Annotated in this window: 11 protein-coding genes; 8 read left to right on the top strand and 3 right to left on the bottom strand. The window is 53.6% G+C overall.

All coding sequences use genetic code 11. The annotated features are described in order from the left end of the window. Nucleotides 1–977, top strand: a 977-nt coding sequence (locus JMI88_RS33340; protein WP_201366355.1) for an amylo-alpha-1,6-glucosidase, incomplete at its 5' end; no start/stop codon positions are given. 299 nt (nucleotides 978–1,276) lie between these two features. Next, nucleotides 1,277–2,455 (top strand): phosphotransferase, encoded by a 1,179-nt coding sequence (locus tag JMI88_RS33345; protein ID WP_201366356.1) that lies wholly within the window; start codon nucleotides 1,277–1,279, stop codon nucleotides 2,453–2,455. A gap of 211 nt (nucleotides 2,456–2,666) precedes the next feature. On the opposite strand, the gene JMI88_RS33350 is transcribed toward JMI88_RS33345, so the two are convergent. The 3 genes from JMI88_RS33350 to JMI88_RS33360 all read right to left on the bottom strand — a co-directional run bounded on the left by JMI88_RS33350 (nucleotide 2,667) and on the right by JMI88_RS33360 (nucleotide 6,214). After that, nucleotides 2,667–3,491: a maleylpyruvate isomerase family mycothiol-dependent enzyme gene (locus JMI88_RS33350; protein ID WP_201366357.1), complete on the bottom strand. Its 825-nt coding sequence runs from the start codon at nucleotides 3,489–3,491 to the stop codon at nucleotides 2,667–2,669. Nucleotides 3,492–3,993: 502 nt separating this feature from the next. Continuing rightward, complete coding sequence (locus JMI88_RS33355; RefSeq protein WP_201366358.1) at nucleotides 3,994–4,629, bottom strand: hypothetical protein; 636 nt, start codon at nucleotides 4,627–4,629, stop codon at nucleotides 3,994–3,996. A 331-nt stretch (nucleotides 4,630–4,960) separates the two neighbouring features. After that, nucleotides 4,961–6,214 carry an MFS transporter gene (locus JMI88_RS33360; RefSeq protein ID WP_201366359.1) on the bottom strand — a complete coding sequence of 418 codons (1,254 nt, stop codon included), beginning with the start codon at nucleotides 6,212–6,214 and terminating at the stop codon, nucleotides 4,961–4,963. Between the two features lie 502 nt (nucleotides 6,215–6,716). Here JMI88_RS33360 and JMI88_RS33365 point away from each other — a divergent pair. From JMI88_RS33365 to JMI88_RS40430, 6 genes are all read left to right on the top strand, one after another. Further along, nucleotides 6,717–8,876, top strand: coding sequence for a protein kinase domain-containing protein (locus JMI88_RS33365; protein WP_201366360.1), 2,160 nt, complete (start codon nucleotides 6,717–6,719; stop codon nucleotides 8,874–8,876). Between the two features lie 630 nt (nucleotides 8,877–9,506). Beyond that, the gene (locus tag JMI88_RS33370; protein ID WP_201366361.1) at nucleotides 9,507–11,261 is read left to right on the top strand and encodes an ABC transporter ATP-binding protein; all 1,755 of its coding nucleotides are present in this window, start codon (nucleotides 9,507–9,509) and stop codon (nucleotides 11,259–11,261) included. Beyond that, complete coding sequence (locus tag JMI88_RS33375; protein WP_201366362.1) at nucleotides 11,258–13,030, top strand: ABC transporter ATP-binding protein; 1,773 nt, start codon at nucleotides 11,258–11,260, stop codon at nucleotides 13,028–13,030. The genes JMI88_RS33370 and JMI88_RS33375 overlap by 4 nt, the downstream gene beginning before the upstream one ends. Nucleotides 13,031–13,516: 486 nt before the next feature. Next, entirely contained in the window at nucleotides 13,517–15,184 is a 1,668-nt protein-coding gene (locus JMI88_RS33380) for a hypothetical protein (RefSeq protein WP_201366363.1), read from the top strand. A gap of 24 nt (nucleotides 15,185–15,208) precedes the next feature. Next, nucleotides 15,209–16,156 carry an ATP-binding protein gene (locus JMI88_RS33385; RefSeq protein ID WP_201366364.1) on the top strand — a complete coding sequence of 316 codons (948 nt, stop codon included), beginning with the start codon at nucleotides 15,209–15,211 and terminating at the stop codon, nucleotides 16,154–16,156. Nucleotides 16,157–16,685: 529 nt separating this feature from the next. Further along, the gene (locus JMI88_RS40430) at nucleotides 16,686–17,444 is read left to right on the top strand and encodes a J domain-containing protein (RefSeq protein WP_201366365.1); all 759 of its coding nucleotides are present in this window, start codon (nucleotides 16,686–16,688) and stop codon (nucleotides 17,442–17,444) included. The last annotated feature ends 15 nt before the right edge of the window (nucleotides 17,445–17,459 follow it).

The raw sequence follows: 17,459 nt of genomic DNA on the forward strand, positions 1-17,459 counted from the left end.
TAGTCAAACAACTGGAATCCAATGCCCGCGCGGCCCTGGAATGGATCGATATCTATGGAGACCGCAATGGCGATGGCTATGTCGAATACAATCGTCGCAACAAAGTAACGGGACTAGTGAACCAGTGCTGGAAGGATTCCTGGAACTCCATCCTCTTCGCTGACGGCACCAACTCACGCCTCCCGCGTACGCTCTGCGAGATCCAGGGCTACGTCTACGATGCCAAGAGACGCTGCGCCCGCCTGGCGCGCGACATCTGGGGTGATCCAACCTTTGGCGCGCAGTTGGAGCGCGAGGCGGCCGAACTGAAGGAGCGCTTCAATCGCGATTTCTGGCTTGCGGACAAGGGCTACTTCGCGCTCGCCATCGATGGCAATGGACGCAAAGTGGATTCCTTGACCTCAAACATTGGCCACCTGCTCTGGAGCGGCATCGTGGACGACGACAAAATCGAATCCTGTGTCCGGCACTTGATGGGTAAGCGCCTCTTCTCAGGCTGGGGCGTGCGCACCATGGCCGAAGGCGAAGGCGGCTACAACCCCATCGGCTACCATAATGGCACCATCTGGCCCCATGATAACTCTATCATTGCCTATGGACTGGCGCGCAATGGCTATTGGCAAGAGGCCAGCCAGATTGCCATGGGTATTTTAGAGGCGGCCATCTACTTCAATTACCGGCTGCCCGAAGCCTTTGCCGGCTACGAGCGGTCCATCACCGACTATCCAGTTGAATATCCAACGGCGTGTAGTCCACAGGCCTGGGCCACGGGGGCGCCATTACTGCTACTGCGCGCCATCCTCGGACTTGAGCCAATCGGCGACCATCTGATCGTCAATCCGCACCTCCCCGAGGAATTGCAGGAATTGATGATCTTCAACATTCCAGGTCGTTGGGGAAGGGTTGATGCCTTTGGTCGCAGCAAAGGTAACGATCTACACATAAAGCGGGGCTTACACTCCTTGCGGCATACGTAAACCCGTGGAGTCCGCTCAACCGAAACCAGAACTTGTAGGTGCGCCCCTTGCGGGCGCTTAACTACTTCACGCTCAAAAAACCGCTCCTAAAATGCGATTGCGAGCGGTTCGAATCGATATATAATGTTATCATTGTTTGTTTTTCAAGCGCGAAGGGTAAAAAGCGCCCGCAAGGGGCGCACCTACGGGTTTCATCTTTCTTGTTACTTTATCTTATCATCTTCGCCTAAATCTCATCGCACAGAACTTCTGCTATGATATACTCATTTCATTACACATCTTTTACAGGAGCTTATTTTATGTCAACTGACCAGGGAAGGTCGCTTTCAATTATCAAAATGCGGGTTGAAGAACTACTGACGGAGGTCTGGGGTAACGAGGTGCAACTTGCTCCGAATGCCGCTGATCTTAAGGCCAGTGGTCGCACCCAGGTTTATCGCTTCTCGTTCCTTGAAAAGCCGGTTGATGCCCCGCAGCACGTTATTGTCAAAGCCATGCCTATGATGGAAGGCATATCCGAAGCCTCCAACACAGCTCCAGAAAATTCTTTTCAGCTCTTCTTCAATGATTGGGCTGGATTACAGTTTTTAAGTGAGATCACACCTCATACAGCTCTGGCGCCGCGCTTCTATGCTGGAAACAAAGCGCATGGACTGATCGTCATGGAGGATCTGGGAACAGGAAACGGGCTGCACCAGCTGCTGCTCGCGGATAACCCTGAGGCGGCAGAAGAGGCAGCCGTACAGTATACAGCTACCGTGGGTAAGATGCATGCCGTCACGATTGGTAAGCAAGAGGCTTTCTACCACATTCGTCAGGAGCTTGGGCCAGTAGATATCCCCGACTATGCCTGGATTTCGTCAGCATTGTGGGAGACCATTCATACACTGAATGTCGTACCAGCTGCTGGCATCAAGGATGAATTGAAACAGCTTACTTCCATCATGGAAAATCCAGGGCCATTCTCAGCGTATACGCATGGCGATCCCTGTCCCGATAACATCCTTATTGGCACATCCGGAAAGTTGTTGGACTTTGAATTCGGAGCGTATCGTCACGCACTCATCGAAGGTGTCTATGCTCGCATGCCATTCCCTACCTGCTGGTGCGTCAGTCGGCTTCCTGCTCACATCATTCATCGTATGGAGACAAGTTATCGTATGGAACTGGCAAAGGGCTGCCCCGCAGCACATGATGACAGGCTATTTACGCAGGCCGTTGCTGCTGCCTGCGCCTACTGGACAATCGATGATTGTCGCTTTCTGCATCGTCATCTGGAGCAAGATTGGCAGTGGTCGCCAGGCCTTGCAACAGCTCGGCAGCGTTTCCTGCTGCGCTTCAATGTGGCAAGAGAAGCCATTGAAGCCAGCGAGTACTTGCAAGCTATTGGTGAGACATTTGAGCGGATTGCGAGCAGATTGCGTCAGCTCTTGCCTCTCGAAGCAGATCAGATGCCTTATTATCCAGCATTCCGCTAGCAATGATCATTGACAGACAAGTAGGCTTTTGGGGGTGTGGCCTACCTCAATCATCTTCGACCAGGTTAAAAGCATTGGGCACATTACCCGACGCAATCGGGCCCAGAGCAACGTTGACGGCAGGCTGCCATCCTGGAAAAAGCTCAGAAAACCGCTGTAGTTAGTGCTAACGCGACGTAGCTCAACAGATCACAAATTTTCTCGCATAAAATCAAGCAATAATGGAGACGGCGCTGAAGAAAGGCAGCGCAAGGGCTGTGTTGCCCTGGGTGCTGGCCCGGGCAAGGGCCTGTTCTCTGGTGAGTCCTTTGGTGAGCAGGCACCAGGTCGTTTGTTGATCAATAGTGATGATGGCGGCAGGCTCAAAGGCTGTGTCCGTGAAAAGGGACCAGGCGGAATGATTGCGCATCAGGAACCAACTGCGTCCAGCCTCGCCGGTTATGCTTAGCTGGATGACCGTGTGCTCAGGCGCTTCGATGGCGCGAAACGTGTAGGGCAACGCCCGCATAAAAGTGTCCAGGACCGGCGTGAGAAAGGCTGCTTCGGTCAGCCCTGGTTGCTGAAGTGCTTCCCGAATGTGCTGCTGATGGTGCCAGCGCTCAGTGTACTCGCGGGCCACATCGAGCCAGATAGGAGCTGGTTCAGGACCCGCCCAGCTAACCGGACCTCCCATTTCCATCAGCGGACGGCTTTTGAAGTACTTCACAACCTCGTGTCCGGTACTATCCAATAACTCGCAGAGCAACGGAGTACTAATGCGGCGCGTAGCTTCCACCCAGAGGGCATTATGTTCGTTAATGCGGCTAACAAGGTCAGGGCCAGGCTTCAGGCTATATGAAGTATCTTTATCGCGACCTCTGGAGAGCTGGCCCATCTCATCACCCAACAAGTGCAGAGCAATATCCTTGACGCTCCAGCCCTCACAAGGCGTAGGGCGTTGCCACTCAACTGCCGAGAGCTGGCGCAGCAACAACAAAAGGCGATCAAGCAATGGCTCAAACAGGTCCACCACAATAATTGGTTCAACTGGCTGCATAACACTTTCCTTCCCGGATACACAAAAAATAATTGATACAGATCACGCTCAATCACATTATGCATAGAAAGGCAGATACAAATCAAATACATATTTAAGCCGCGTTGATGTTTTACGCCAACACGCCCTTGAATCGCCCCCGTTTTTATGTGTCGGTGGGAAAATCGGACGCAAGGTTCGGACCTTGGCATGTGTGCGTTGGTGGTTTTACGGTTCCATCATCACATGGCGCCGAACGAAACATCGGCCATCGAAACGCATCAAGAAAAGGGATATCCATAGGTTCGGCCCTTGCGTCCGATTTCATCATCCACGCACGTAACGTCACCTATCGAATGTTTCGAGACGAAAAGCCAGGGCCGAACCTATGGATCGCTTTTATTGTTGCTTTTACGTATTGAAACAGAAAATCGGACGCAAGGTCCGAACCTATGATTCACCTTTATTGTTGCTTTTGCGTGTTGGAACGGAAAATCGGGGGCGAGCCCCGAACCTATTTTTGTTAATTGTTTTGCATGGTGAAGGTGCCCTTTTCGTTGTGGAAGAGGACGTGTGTGCTATGGAATGAGATTTCCATGTCCTTCTGTTTGCTGTTGGTGGCTGATGGTACGAAGCTGATGTTGATCGGGACCAGGTCGGCGTTATCGCCCCAGATTTGCGGGCCCATGAAGATGCGTGAATGGGCGGGATCGCCTCCGAGGAACTCGATGATTTCAATGCGGCCATGGTCGTTAAGGGCGATAAAATGGCTAGGCGTCTGGCCGCTCTCATGTCCCACAAAGGCATCTGCTTGTACGGTGCGCGGACGTCCATAGAGCATGTCATCATATGCTGTCGTACACCAGTTGATTGCCATTTGTCCCAACCAGAATACGACGAGCATCCCGAGCATCGCTAAACCTGCTGGAAGGGACCAATGCATAGCGCTCAGGGGCCGCGCCGGCGGCTGTTGTAGCTGCCTGGTTTTGGTCAACTTATTGACGGCGGGAGGGCCGCCTGTCGTATGCGGCTCATGCTTGGTGCGCGTCAGCGACGCCCGTGGCTGCACGAAGCGCACCTCTTCAGTCGCAGGCGCGATCGGTCGATGGCGTAACGCGCTTTGCGGCGTAATCTCCGATGTCTTCATGGTTGTTTGCATAGCAATTCTCCTTCTTGATACACATAAACATAGATGTGCGCGCTGAAATAAAGTAGAAAACTCGGAGATGTCCGCATGAACAATTTCTATAGAGGAGTATAGCGGATCAGCCTGCACGGTCACTAGAGGCTTATCCACAACTTTTACAGCAATTGTGTGGAAGCTTTGTGTATAAGTGGCTGGCAGGTGTGTATAAACACCGCAACGCTGTGGATAACCTTATCATATGAGGAGAAAACAAACGATTATAACTGCGGCGGTAGCATAGTGTTCAAACAGTCCCATTGAAGGGATGAGCGATGGATCAATTGATCCATCGCTCAAACGCTTTTTAGCCATCCGCTCGACGTATGTGCAGATTCAGAGTGGCTGAGAGGGCAATCAGCATCAGGCCGCCCGTAATGAGGAGGATGGTGAGCGTCGTACCAGCATTCTGGAGCAGAAACCCGGTTAGGGCCAGACTCACGGGGTTAGCACTAAAGACAATCAACCGGTATACACTATTGATGCGACCCTGCAAGGCATCAGGGATCAGCTCCATACGCCGGCTGCGCTGCACGACATCAAAGATGGGGAAAAGAAAAAAGATAAGGACGAGAATGGTTCCAAGCCAGAACAGGTTGGGAGCCAGGATCAGCAAAGGCGAGAGAATAGCCTGTGCCCAGAGGGTGACGATGGTGATCACAAAGAAGCTCAGATGGTGCTTGAGCCGCGGTGCTATCAGCGATCCTAGCACACCAGCAACGCCTGCGACGGCAAACAGGACACCAAGATCTACCGTCGAGGCATGCACGTGCTGGGACAGCACGATGCAAATCAACGTCATTCCCCCGTTCATCAGATTGAGGCCGCAAAGGATCAGTGCCAGCGAGCGAATAAGCCGCTGCTCCCATAGCCACTTCAGGCCCTCTTTGACCTCTATCCCCAAAGCGCGCGTGGTTCCTGTACGCTCCTGTTGAAACGGGGTCCGAATGAAGAGGAGCGTGAAGACAGAGCAGAGATACGAGACGGTATCGGCGAGAAAAGGAAAGAGCCGACCAGCACTATAGAGGAGGCCACCTAGCGGTGAGCCAAGCAGCATCGCAATATTATAGGTCGCGATATTCTGTGCGCTGGCGGCAGGTAACTGCTCCTTCGAGACGACCTGGGGCAGGCTGGAGACCTCAGCAAGATCGAAGAAGACAAAGAGGATCCCTTCAAGCAGGGAGACCAGATACAGTTGGACAATGGTCAGATGGCCAAGAAGCAGAGCCAATGGGATGCTTGCCATACACAGGAAACGCCCAAGGTCGCAGAAGATCATCACCTGCTTACGATTCCATCGATCCAGCAGGGCGCCTGCGGGCAAACTAAGAAGCAGATAAGGAATGGTACGCAGCGCTGCAGCGATGCCTGCCTGAGCAGGTGAATGCGTTAGTGCAAGAATCAGTAGAGGAAAGGCCAGTTGCGATACCTGTGAACCAGTCACCGAGGCTACCTGACCGCCCCAGAGCAGCAAATAGTCCCGGTTACGCCACATAGGCAGAGGCGTGCTGACTGCTGTTATCTCTTCATTGATCTCGATTTGATCTTGATTACTTATCACGAGAACCGTTCCTTTTTTATAGATAGATAGATAGATAAATATATAGATCGGTAAAATTGTACAGGAATATACCGTACATAGAGTGTTTGTGGAATGCGAATAATAGCGTGGTTGATGCATCTAAAATCAGGCCGATCTGAGGGCTGATAGGATTCCAGACCGAGGACAGCTCAATGAGGTGAACGTGCAGGGATGTCTTAGCAAGTTGCTGGCGTGCCCAATCAGGAAAGGATGCACCAACTTTTGATATATGAAAATTGCTGCATAGTAGTGCCCCTTTCTATTGGATAGATAACGTTTTCATGACGCAGTATAACATATTAGCTCGTCCATTACCAGGGTATAGGAGGGCGTGCCTGGCATTGTGATCCTGGTGTGGATATATGCAGGGCTTACATTTAGGACATGTGAGGGGTTAAAAGATTGACAACTATTTTTATGGCGTGTTATTGTTAGTGCGCTATTAAAATCATTTATTTCTTTAAATGAAACGAATTAATATATGAATGCTTCTGTACGGTTTTGCGATAATTGCGGGACGACGAATCGGCCCGATGCAAAGTTCTGCTATGCGTGTGGTCAGCCACAGATTTCGTATGCGACTACTAATACAGTTACGGGCCTGCTGACTTCTGCTTATGAATTAAAACAGCGCTACCATATTCTACAAAAGCTGGGGCAGGGCGGATTCGGGGCGATCTATAAAGCGGCTGATCTGCTCTTTAATGATACTCCCCGGGCGGTGAAGGAGATGGGTATGCGGGGTCTGGATGAGCAGGAGACAAAAGATGCCATCGTGGCTTTTCGCAATGAGGCGACGTTGCTGGCCAATCTCTCTCATCCCAATCTGCCGCGCATCTATGATCATTTTGAAGAGCATGGTCGCTGGTACCTGGTGATGGATTATATCGAGGGCGAGACGTTGGAGAAGCGGCTGGAGCAAGCTCCGGGCGGCTATCTGCCACTCAAAGAGGTGGTGGAACTGGGTATACAGCTGTGTACGGTGTTGAGCTATCTGCATAGCCATGAGCCGCCGATCATCTTTCGCGATCTGAAGCCGGATAATGTGATGCTGACGGCGGATGGGCAGGTCTATTTGATCGATTTCGGTATCGCGCGCTTTTTTAAACCTGGACAGACCAAGGATACGATGAATCTAGGTACGCCGGGCTATGCAGCTCCTGAACAATATGGACGTATGCAGACCACGATTCGATCAGATATCTATAGTCTGGGCGCCACACTCTACCAATTGATCTCCGGTATTCATCCAGGTCTGACACCATTTCTGCAGCAGCCGCTCGATCTGGATGCGTCGCAGCCTGCCAATGTGGCCCTGGAGAAGTTGGTGATGCAGATGCTGGAGTTGAAAGAGGATCAGCGGCCCCGCGATGCCCAGGTAGTCAAGCAAGAGCTACAGAACGTGCAGCAGATGTTGCAGAGCGCCAGCGTCAAGCGTATCGTTCAACCCATTGCAACAGCCATCCCGGCGAGCACGACGACCGCGCTCAGCCAGGCTACCAGGCTGCTAGCAACGCAAGAACCTCGGCCGAGTATTGTGGTAGCTCAACAGGGCGGCGACTATACCTCGCTGAGTGAAGCAATACAGCAAGCCGAGCCGGGCAGCTTTATCTTTGTACGCGAAGGGCTCTATAAAGAAAATATCATCCTCGATAAGCCGGTCGAGATTATTGGCAATGGACCACGCGCTCAAATTATACTTGAAAGCAGCAACACCGACTGTATCGTTATGCAAACTGCAGCCGCTACCCTGCGCGGCCTGACTATCCGCTGTCTAGCCGGCTCAATGGGCAAAGCAGCCTATGCGCTGCATATTAGTCAGGGCGAGCTCTTCATCGAAGATTGCGACATCACATCCTCCTCATCTGCCTGCATCTCCATCACCAGCGTCAACGCCAATCCCACTATTCGCTACTGCACTATCCATGATGGAGCGGGATATGGCATCACCATCTCGCAAAATGCGCGGGCCACCATCGAATACTGTGAGATCTTCAATCATCCCCGCGCCGGGATACATATCACGACCGGGGCCGATCCAATCCTGCGCCACTGCAATATCTCTAACAGCGAGCGCTACGGCCTGTTTATCATTGAGCAGGGGCGCGGCACCTTTGAGGACTGTGATATTCATCATCATGGCTATGCGGGCGCCACGGTCAGTACGCTGAGCAATCCACTGTTGCTGCGCTGTCAGCTACACGACAACTTGAAATACGGCGTCGAGGTCCTGCAAGAGGGGCAGGGCTCCTACCAGGACTGCGAGATCGCGGGCAGTGGCGTCGATAATGTGTCGATCACAACTGGCAGCACGCCCTACTTCTACCTCTGCCGCATCCACGAGGCGCAACAGCACGGCGTCAAGGTCAGTGACAATGGTCGCGGCATCCTGGAATACTGTAATATCTCTGCCTGCCAGCAAGCAAACGTCGCTATCAGCAGCGGAGGCGACCCACAGCTCCAGCGCGACACGATCAGCCACAGTCAGCAGTATGGCGTCGCTGTCTTCGACGGTGGGCACGGCACGATCGAGCACTGTATCTTGACCGATAACGCCCGGGGCGCGCTCTCCATTGAGCGGGGCTGCGAGGTCGTCAACAAACAAAATACCCTGCACTCAATGGCAAACAGGCATCCGTAGGTTCGAGGCTTGCCCTCAATTAAGCAGGAAATGATCAAAAAGATGGCATATAAATCGTCGTTTCATCGCGTAAAAGCTCCAATAAGAGCGATTACATAGGTTCGGGGCTTGCCCCCGATTGTCGCCCGCCGCAGCGTGGCGACCCGGTTCCCGCACCGCTCGGTACCTATTACATCGACACCTTGGTCCACGCGGTGCCCAATTGGAACCTTCCCCTCCAAACGATATCGCATTAAAATCGACGTCATCGTGGGGGGAGGGGAAATCGGGGGCAAGCCCCGAACCTATGGAGAGGTACGGAATCAATGAACCCGAATCTATACCCGCACCTGCTACAATGTTGGAAGAAACCAAGACAAGCGCTGCTGGTCCTGGCCCTCCAAATTATTGCTATGCTTACCGCATTTGCCCCTGTTTTCTTCCTCAAATTATAGTTTCAAGCTCAACAAGCTGGCTTCACCTGATCGATCAACAAAGGAACAAGGAGTTGATCCGGCTGGTTGTTCCCGGTTTGTTGATACGCAGCATATTGCGTGTGCCAGGGTGTCATGTGAGGTTGACAGGGCCTGCCTCATCCTTTATTATATCCGCATATGATATATCGCAGTCGGATATAGTGAGAGAGAGAATATGGCACAATCTGAAGAACGCGTATCGTTCAGAGCTTCTGTCGCGCTGTTGAAGACCTATCTCAAGCCCCAATGGTTGAAGGTGAGCCTGCTGGCACTGCTGCTGTTTGCGAGCCTGGGGCTTGAGATTCTGGCGCCGCAGTTGTTGGGACGATTTATTGACTCGATTCAGGGTAGTATGGCTGTGCTTATGTATCTTGCCCTGTTTTTTATTGGTCTTGTGATCGCCAACCAGCTTGTGACGGCCTTCGCCGGCTACATCAGTGAGGACATCAGTTGGAAAGCGACCAACGCGCTGCGGACGGATCTTGCGCTGCACTGTCTCAATTTGGACATGTCTTTTCACAAGAAGCACACGCCGGGCGAGCTGATTGAGCGGGTCGATGGCGATGTTGCTCAACTCTCTACATTTTTCTCACGCTTTGTCTTCTCCGTGCTCGCACGGGTGCTGCTCTTGATAGGGGTGGTAGCGCTCACGTTCGCAGTTGATTGGCGCATCGGGCTGCTCCTGCTGGCCTTTACGCTACTGATGATCGGGCTACTGCGCCCGTTACAGGGCATCGCGGTGCCACACTTTCGCGCGGCGCGGCAGGCGAGCGCTGAGTTCGCGGGCTTCTTAGAGGAGCGCATTTCCAGTCGAGAGGATATCGTCGGCAACGGCGCTCAAGCGTACGTGATGCTCAGACTGAGCCAGTTGGCGCGCCGCATGCTGCATACCGCGCGTTTGAGCAGCGTCACAGGGCTGTTCTTCTCCAGCGCCATTGAGATCACGCTGGCGCTGGCGGTCGCGGCCGTGCTGACATTGGGAGCCTACCTGCTACGCGGCGGCCAGATGAGCGTGGGGACGATCTATGTCACCTATTACTATACAACCCTGATCACACAGAGCCTCTATGCGATTACCTATCAGATTGATCAACTGCAAAGCGCGACGGCCAGCATCCAGCGCATTACCGAACTGGCCCATATGCCCAGAGCCATCGTTGATGGTCCTGGCGTGCCGCTGCCAGAAGGGCCGCTGGCCGTTCGCTTCAATGATGTCTCCTTTGGCTACACGCCAGATAAAGAGGTGATACAACACCTCTCTTTTGCGCTAGAGGCTGGCAGAACGCTTGGATTGCTTGGAAGAACTGGCAGCGGGAAGACGACCCTGACCCGTCTGCTCGCCAGGGCCTACGATGTGCAGCAGGGAGCAATTCGCCTGGGGGGAGTCGATGTGCGGCAAGCAACGCTCGACGAGTTGCGCAGCCAGATCGGGGTGGTGACACAGGAGGTGCAGCTTTTTCACGCGAGTTTGCGAGACAATCTGACCTTCTTCGATCCAGGCATTTCGGACGAGCGACTAGAGCAAGTGATAGAGAATCTCAATCTTGGGCAATGGTATGCTTCCCTGCCCGCAGGACTCGACACGCGGCTCGCTGGAGATGGAATGGCGCTCTCTTCTGGCGAGGCGCAACTGCTGGCTTTCGCGCGCGTCTTCTTGCGTGATCCGGCGCTTGTGATACTTGACGAAGCCTCTTCGCGTCTCGACCCGGTGACGGAGCAACTGCTCGAGGGGGCCATTGCCCGGCTGCTGGCGGGCCGGACAGGAATTGTGATCGCGCATCACCTGAAAACCGTACAGCACGTCGATGATATCTTGATACTGGAGGATGGGAAGATCTGTGAGTATGGTGAGCGGGCGAAACTGGCAGCGGACCCCAATTCGCGTTTCGCGCACCTCTTGAAAACCGGACTGGCGGAGGTTGTAGCATGAACTTGCGTAAAGCGCTCTGGCAGATCATTGCATTTACTCCCTGGCTGCATGCATCCAATATCGTCTTGCAGCTCTTTCGCAGCCTCTTTCTGCTGTTACCTGGGCTGCTTATATCGGCCATCTTTAATATGATCAGCGCCAACAGGCCGGTTGGTTGGGATCTCTGGACGTTGGGCGCGCTGCTGGTGGGGGTTGCCATCGCGCGTGGCGCGGTGAGGCTGTGTAACAATGCAACGGATGCAACGTGTGTTGGATACGCAGGCACCCTGATTCGGCGCAACATCTTTCAGCAATTGCTCACGAAACTGGGCGCGCGGGCGCTTCCGTGTTCGTCGGGCGAACTAATCAGCCGCTTCAACGTTGATATTACCACTATCACAGAAACAATTAGATACGCGAACGTTGTGTTTGGGTCCGCTGTTCAGGCGGTGGTAGCGGTGGTGATCCTGCTGACGATAAACCCGCTGATCACGCTCGTCATCTTTCTACCCCTGGTGGGAGCAAGCGTAGTGATGAACAGGATGAGCATCAAAATTCAGAGGTATCATCGTGAGAGCCGCAAGGCAGCGGGCGAAGTCAGTTCTTTCATTGGAGAGATATTTAACACGACCCAGGCCATTCAGTTCGCCAACGCGCAGCAGCGGGTCATAGCGCACCTGAACAAGTTGAACGACGAGCGCCGGCAAACAAGTCTCAGGAGTCTTTTCTTGACGGATGTGGTGCTTAACTCTGTCGTGCAGAATGCAGCGAGCCTGGGGACGGGGGTGCTGCTGCTACTGGCGGCGCAGGCAATGAAAAGTGGCGCTTTTTCCGTTGGCAGCTTCGCGCTCTTCGTGTCCTATCTTGACGAGTTCGCCATTTTCAGCGGGCTGTTTAGCCATAATCTCGCGCTGTACAGGCAGGCGTTGGTCTCTCTTCAGCGGCTCCAGGCGGCACTGCCGGTTGAAGTTCCCCAGGAGACAGTTGTAGAGCACGCGCCAGTATACCTGAGAGGGGCATACCCGTTGGTGAGGGAGCCACAGAGGCAGGCTGATCCTCTTGAGCATATGGAGATTCGGGGACTCACCTATCGTTATGAGCAGTCGGGCGGAGGGGTAGAGGCGATTGACCTGAAGCTGCGGCGCGGCACTTGCACAGTGATTACCGGGCGGATTGGCTCAGGAAAAACAACGTTGTTGCGTGCGCTGCTAGGATTGCTGCCCAGACAGGCAGGCGAGTTTTTCTGGAATGGGCAGCGGATCGAGCGGCCTGAGCAATTTTTTGTGCCACCGCAGAGCGCCTACACGCCTCAGGTTCCGCGTCTGTGCAGCGAGTCGCTCAAAGATAATCTGCTGCTAGGATATCCTGAGGAGCAGAAGAAACTTGCAGCCGCCATTCGGGCCGCCGTGATGGAACAGGACATACGGGCTCTGGAGAAGGGACTGGAAACCCTGGTGGGGCCGAAGGGGACAAAACTCTCAGGCGGGCAGATTCAGCGGGTAGCAGCCGCAAGGATGTTTCTGCGCGACCCCGACCTGCTCATCTTTGATGACCTCTCAAGCGCGCTTGATGCCGAAACGGAGCAGCAGCTCTGGAAGCAACTATTCGCCAGGCAAGACCGCACCTGCCTGATCGTCTCCCATCGCCGCTATGCCCTGCAGCACGCCGATCATATTCTTGTGCTGAAGGATGGACGGATCGTGGCGCAAGGAACGTTGCAACATCTGCTGGAGACCAGCGACGAAATGCAGAAGCTCTGGCGAGGCGAAATCGAAGGGAGTCCAGAATAGATAAATAGGCAAGAATATTTATTATCCCTTTTACATATAGAGATTGATCGCGCAAGCTTTGCGCGCTTTTTAAATTTATGAAAATCGATTGAATTTTCAATGCATTTCGTTTAAAATGCCCATATGATCAATAAAACATGTATTGCTTATTGATCTCATTATCACCGAATATGTGGAGGAGTCGCAGAACGTCATTAAGTTTCCATTAAATATTATCCGGCTAATACTTCTGCCACGAATATTTCCGCTTTTTGCATCCATGTCTGGAATAATACTTGTAAGCGCAAATTCATAAATTATGCGCTGTTACAAATCAAAGAGCCAGTCCGGCAAAGCAGAATAGAATCGAGTATAGTATTGTCGCAAACAGCATACAGTATCAGAACATGACTACCCCGCACGCTCACCCTTCAGGGAAGCGCGACATCTGTCATCCCCACACACTATCCCCCCGTGCATACAACACAGTAGAAGGAGTTTACAACAATGAAAACTACATCCTTAAAAAGACTATATGACCAGCCAGCTGGCTCAGACATCGATAAGTGGGAACGAATCGATGCTAGCAGAAAAGAAGTCCTATTGAAAATTTGCTCGTCCGGCGTGGTCGCGCTATACAAAAAGATGCTGATGCAGGCCACTATTGAGCATACTGCCGAGCAAGGAATCATCGCCGTGCTGACATGTTCCACCATACGGGCGCTGGCTCGCTCGTTACATCAAGGCTATGACTTCATCCTGCGCTGCATCTCCATTTTTAAGGCGCTGGGCCTGCTGCAACATGTTACCAGTCGTAAGCACGGCACCCGCCTCCATTTTCCCCTCGGCTCATATCTGCCGCTGGCCTCGTTGGCGACCCTCAACAACTTGATTGTGAGTACGCGCAACAGGCTTAGCCGACTGGCCAGACAAACCAAAAATCTCTATATTCAACATTATGGAGATCCCGAGCGCTCTAGCTATTCCAACACCATCCAGCAACTCAAGGCCGCCTGCGAACAACTGCTACAGGGTCCATTAAACCAGGAAAGTACACAGCTACTCTATGCACAGGTTTCTAACCTGGTCGCTTGTTTTCAGGATGCCCCGCAGCAGGGAGACCTGAGGGCCGTTATGGGAGACCCAAAACCCCAAACCGACCAGCATTGCCCCCGACCGCAGGGAGACTCGTCATCCCCAAACGGAGACTTTTACACCGCACCAGGGAGACCCGTTCTCCCAGCACTAGAAGACCCGTCGCCTCAAAAAGGAGACTTTTACACCAAAAAGGGAGACCCATCGCCTCAAAAAGGAGACTTTTACACCAAAAAGGGAGACTTTTATATCTCGAAAGAGGACTTTTATACGTCATTTGAGCTCAAAAAAGGAGGTAAAGTGGAAGAAGTGGAGACTCAAGTATCCTCTGTATCGATTAACGATATCGTAGATAATAATATAATATTAACTTCTTCTAGCTCTAACGATTACGTTATCGATAGGGAGCTGGCGACGTTTCTCAAAAATGAGCCACCTGCCAATCGGCGTCTGGAGGCCGAGCAGATTCGCAGTGAAGCAATGGCCCTGGCCATGTTTGTGGAAAATACGCCCCGCAACGTGGCGTCGTTTATTCGCAAGCTGTCAAGCAATCCCCTGGCCACGCGGGCGGCGGTCATCGATCTACTGGTCCAGACCTACATGCCCGACTATCAGGGCAAGCCGCGCAATCGAGGCGCCTGGCTGAACAGGGCCTACGCCCGCTATACTACCCCTGGCGTGCTCTTCCCCCTAATGGTCAAGCGCTGGCTCTACACCCAGGAAACCTGGCAGGAAATCGAGCAGACACTGGCGCAGGAGACAGGGCAGCAGAGTCCTCCCATCAGCAAAGCAGCTCCCACGCCCTCACAGCAACCTACCATCCCCCCACTTCCCCCCTCGGATCCCACCAAAAACTGGCTGGATGAGATCGACGCCATACAGCTAGCGGCACAAATCGTTCACGATGGCGCCGAGCATGGCTATATGCTTCGCACCGAGGTCGTGCCCGACCAGGCGGTCTGGCTGGTGCGCGTCAGGTGGGCGGACCACACCCTGAGCATCAGCAGCCAGGAACATTGGCGCAGCGAGTTCGCGGAGATCCATGCCATGCTGCAAGCTCGCCGACGCATCCCCAATTAATAACTACGCAAGGAGATTTTACTAATGGAAAACAACAAAGACCTGATCAGCAACAAGTCCCAAGAGATCCAAATCTGTTCAAGCGTCTGGAGCAGCCGCGAGATAGTGGTTCCGGCTGGAGCAGCCGAGCTAGAGCTGGACGAGGAGGAAGACATAGACCATGAGCAAGCGGCCGCACGAGCGGCGGAGGTAGAATATAATCTGCGAGCCCATTTGAGCATCATTCACCCAGGTTCGGTGGCGCCAAAAGGATTGGTCAACTATCCAGTGGACGAGCAGTCAGAAGGTTGCCCGCAGTGCCATGGGCGGCGCTATTTCCGCCTTGATGTACCCTTTGAGCATCCCCTGTTTGGCAAGGCGGTCCCGTGCAACTGCCTGCGCGAGCACCAGCAAAAGTTGCAGCGCCAGTATCTGCGCCAGATCTCCAACCTGGACACGCTGGAAGAGTTTCGCACCAAAAGCCTGCATACCTTCGACGGCTTTATTCCTGGCTCGCGCATCGCTTTCCAGCAAGCCACCGACTATGCCAATCAGCCCGAGGGATGGTTGATCTTCATTGGCCGCAACGGCTGCGGCAAAACACACCTGGCCGTTTCCATCGCCCGCTATCGTCTGGAGGCCGGAGACAGCGTCCTCTTCATGGTTGTCCCCGATTTGCTGGACTACCTGCGCGCCACCTACGCCCCCACTGCGAAGGTACGCTATGACAAGGTCTTCCAGCAGATGCGTGAGACGCGGCTGCTGGTGCTTGACGATCTAGGCACAGAGCAAAATTCACCCTGGGCCAGCGAAAAGCTCTTCCAGTTGCTCAACTATCGCTACAACGCCCATCTGCCCACGGTGATCACCACCAACCTGATCGGACTTGAGGGCATCGAGCCGCGTATCCGCTCGCGCATGAGCGATAAGCGCCTGGTCCGCATCATCTCGATGGATAACGTTCCTGACTATCGTCAGCAGCCAACCAAATAGGTGCGCCCCTTGCGGGCGCTTTTACCCAAGATTTTTAGCCGAGCAGGAATTATGCCGTGATACGTGAAAAAATGAGAAAATCCATAGGTTCGAGGCTTGCCCTCGATTTGCCCCACCGTTTGTGGGGCCCTGTGTCCTCGCCGCTCGGTATCTCGTGGCTCATACCTCGGCCCACGCGGTGCCCAAAAGGAAGGTCCGCTTTTGGGCACCGCGTGGGCCGAGGTAATGGGAAAAAGCGGAGCCTGGTCATACGGACACAGGGCTGCCACGCTGCGGCGGGCGGCAAGCGGGCGCTGAGGCCCGCACCTACGCATCGCTTTTCTTGGTGCGTTTTGTATGCTTTGTTATTAAATTGAATTTAAATTGTATCTTTCGCCCGATTTATTCTTTGACGAGCGATGCCGCTCCCAATCATATGGGGTTCTCGAGGCTAAAAGCCATATAAGCTAGAGAGAAAATGCAACCGGCGGGGGCTTCGGCCGTCTAAAGTAGTAGAGATCATTCAGCGAGGGATAACAATTCAAAAACTATGGAAAATTTTACTGATTATTACGCTATACTGGGGGTTAAGCCCAATGCTTCGGCCGAGGTGATCAAGAAAGCATTCAAGCATCTGGCCTTGCAATACCATCCAGATGTCTATAAAGGTGAAGATGCAGAGGAGAAGACGCGCGAGATCCTGCTGGCCTATCAGACTCTGAGCGATCCCGAGCGACGGCGCAGCTTTGATTTGAGCCGTCGCAGGCATGTGCCTGGCAGCGTCGCGACAGCTGGCTCAGCCAGCACCACGTATGAAGAGCCGCGCAAGCCCAGCCGCGCCTTTGCCTTTCCTCCCCTTGATGAGCATTCCCCGGCGCAGATCGACCTGGGAGATATCACGTATCTGCTGTCGGCCCACGAGGTGCGCAAGCTCAAGGATCTGGGGATGTTGCGCGGCGCTAAAATGCCATCGCATGGCGATACATATTATTGTCATCGCTGCCACCATCGCTGGCAGACCAAATCGCGTCCAAAGGTATGTCCGAATTGTCAGGCGCAGGACTGGAATGAATATCTGCTGCTGCGTTGCAAGCATTGTCAGGCCGTTTTTGAGAGCGAGCAGATTCGCAACGAGGTCGGCTCCATGCGCTACGGCGACGGCTCGCTCTGTCATCCCTACGAGCTCTTCCCGCTCTGCCCGCAGTGCGGCAAAGCCGAATGGTGTCCAGCTGAAGAGGAGCGCCTGTGGAACGTCCGCGATCGGTCCTCCCGCATCGCCAAGTGGCGCCGCCGCTTTGGTCTGGATTGACGCGCTACCAGGATG

It is taken from the genome of Dictyobacter formicarum (assembly GCF_016587435.1).

Excerpts from the sequence above, each read along its gene's own strand:
- JMI88_RS33345 (WP_201366356.1), top strand. The coding sequence starts at position 1,277 with ATGTCAACTGACCAGGGAAGGTCGCTTTCAATTATCAAAATGCGGGTT.
- JMI88_RS33350 (WP_201366357.1), bottom strand. The coding sequence starts at position 3,491 with ATGCAGCCAGTTGAACCAATTATTGTGGTGGACCTGTTTGAGCCATTG.
- JMI88_RS33355 (WP_201366358.1), bottom strand. The coding sequence starts at position 4,629 with ATGCAAACAACCATGAAGACATCGGAGATTACGCCGCAAAGCGCGTTA.
- JMI88_RS33365 (WP_201366360.1), top strand. The coding sequence starts at position 6,717 with ATGAATGCTTCTGTACGGTTTTGCGATAATTGCGGGACGACGAATCGG.
- JMI88_RS33370 (WP_201366361.1), top strand. The coding sequence starts at position 9,507 with ATGGCACAATCTGAAGAACGCGTATCGTTCAGAGCTTCTGTCGCGCTG.
- JMI88_RS33375 (WP_201366362.1), top strand. The coding sequence starts at position 11,258 with ATGAACTTGCGTAAAGCGCTCTGGCAGATCATTGCATTTACTCCCTGG.
- JMI88_RS33380 (WP_201366363.1), top strand. The coding sequence starts at position 13,517 with ATGAAAACTACATCCTTAAAAAGACTATATGACCAGCCAGCTGGCTCA.
- JMI88_RS33385 (WP_201366364.1), top strand. The coding sequence starts at position 15,209 with ATGGAAAACAACAAAGACCTGATCAGCAACAAGTCCCAAGAGATCCAA.
- JMI88_RS40430 (WP_201366365.1), top strand. The coding sequence starts at position 16,686 with ATGGAAAATTTTACTGATTATTACGCTATACTGGGGGTTAAGCCCAAT.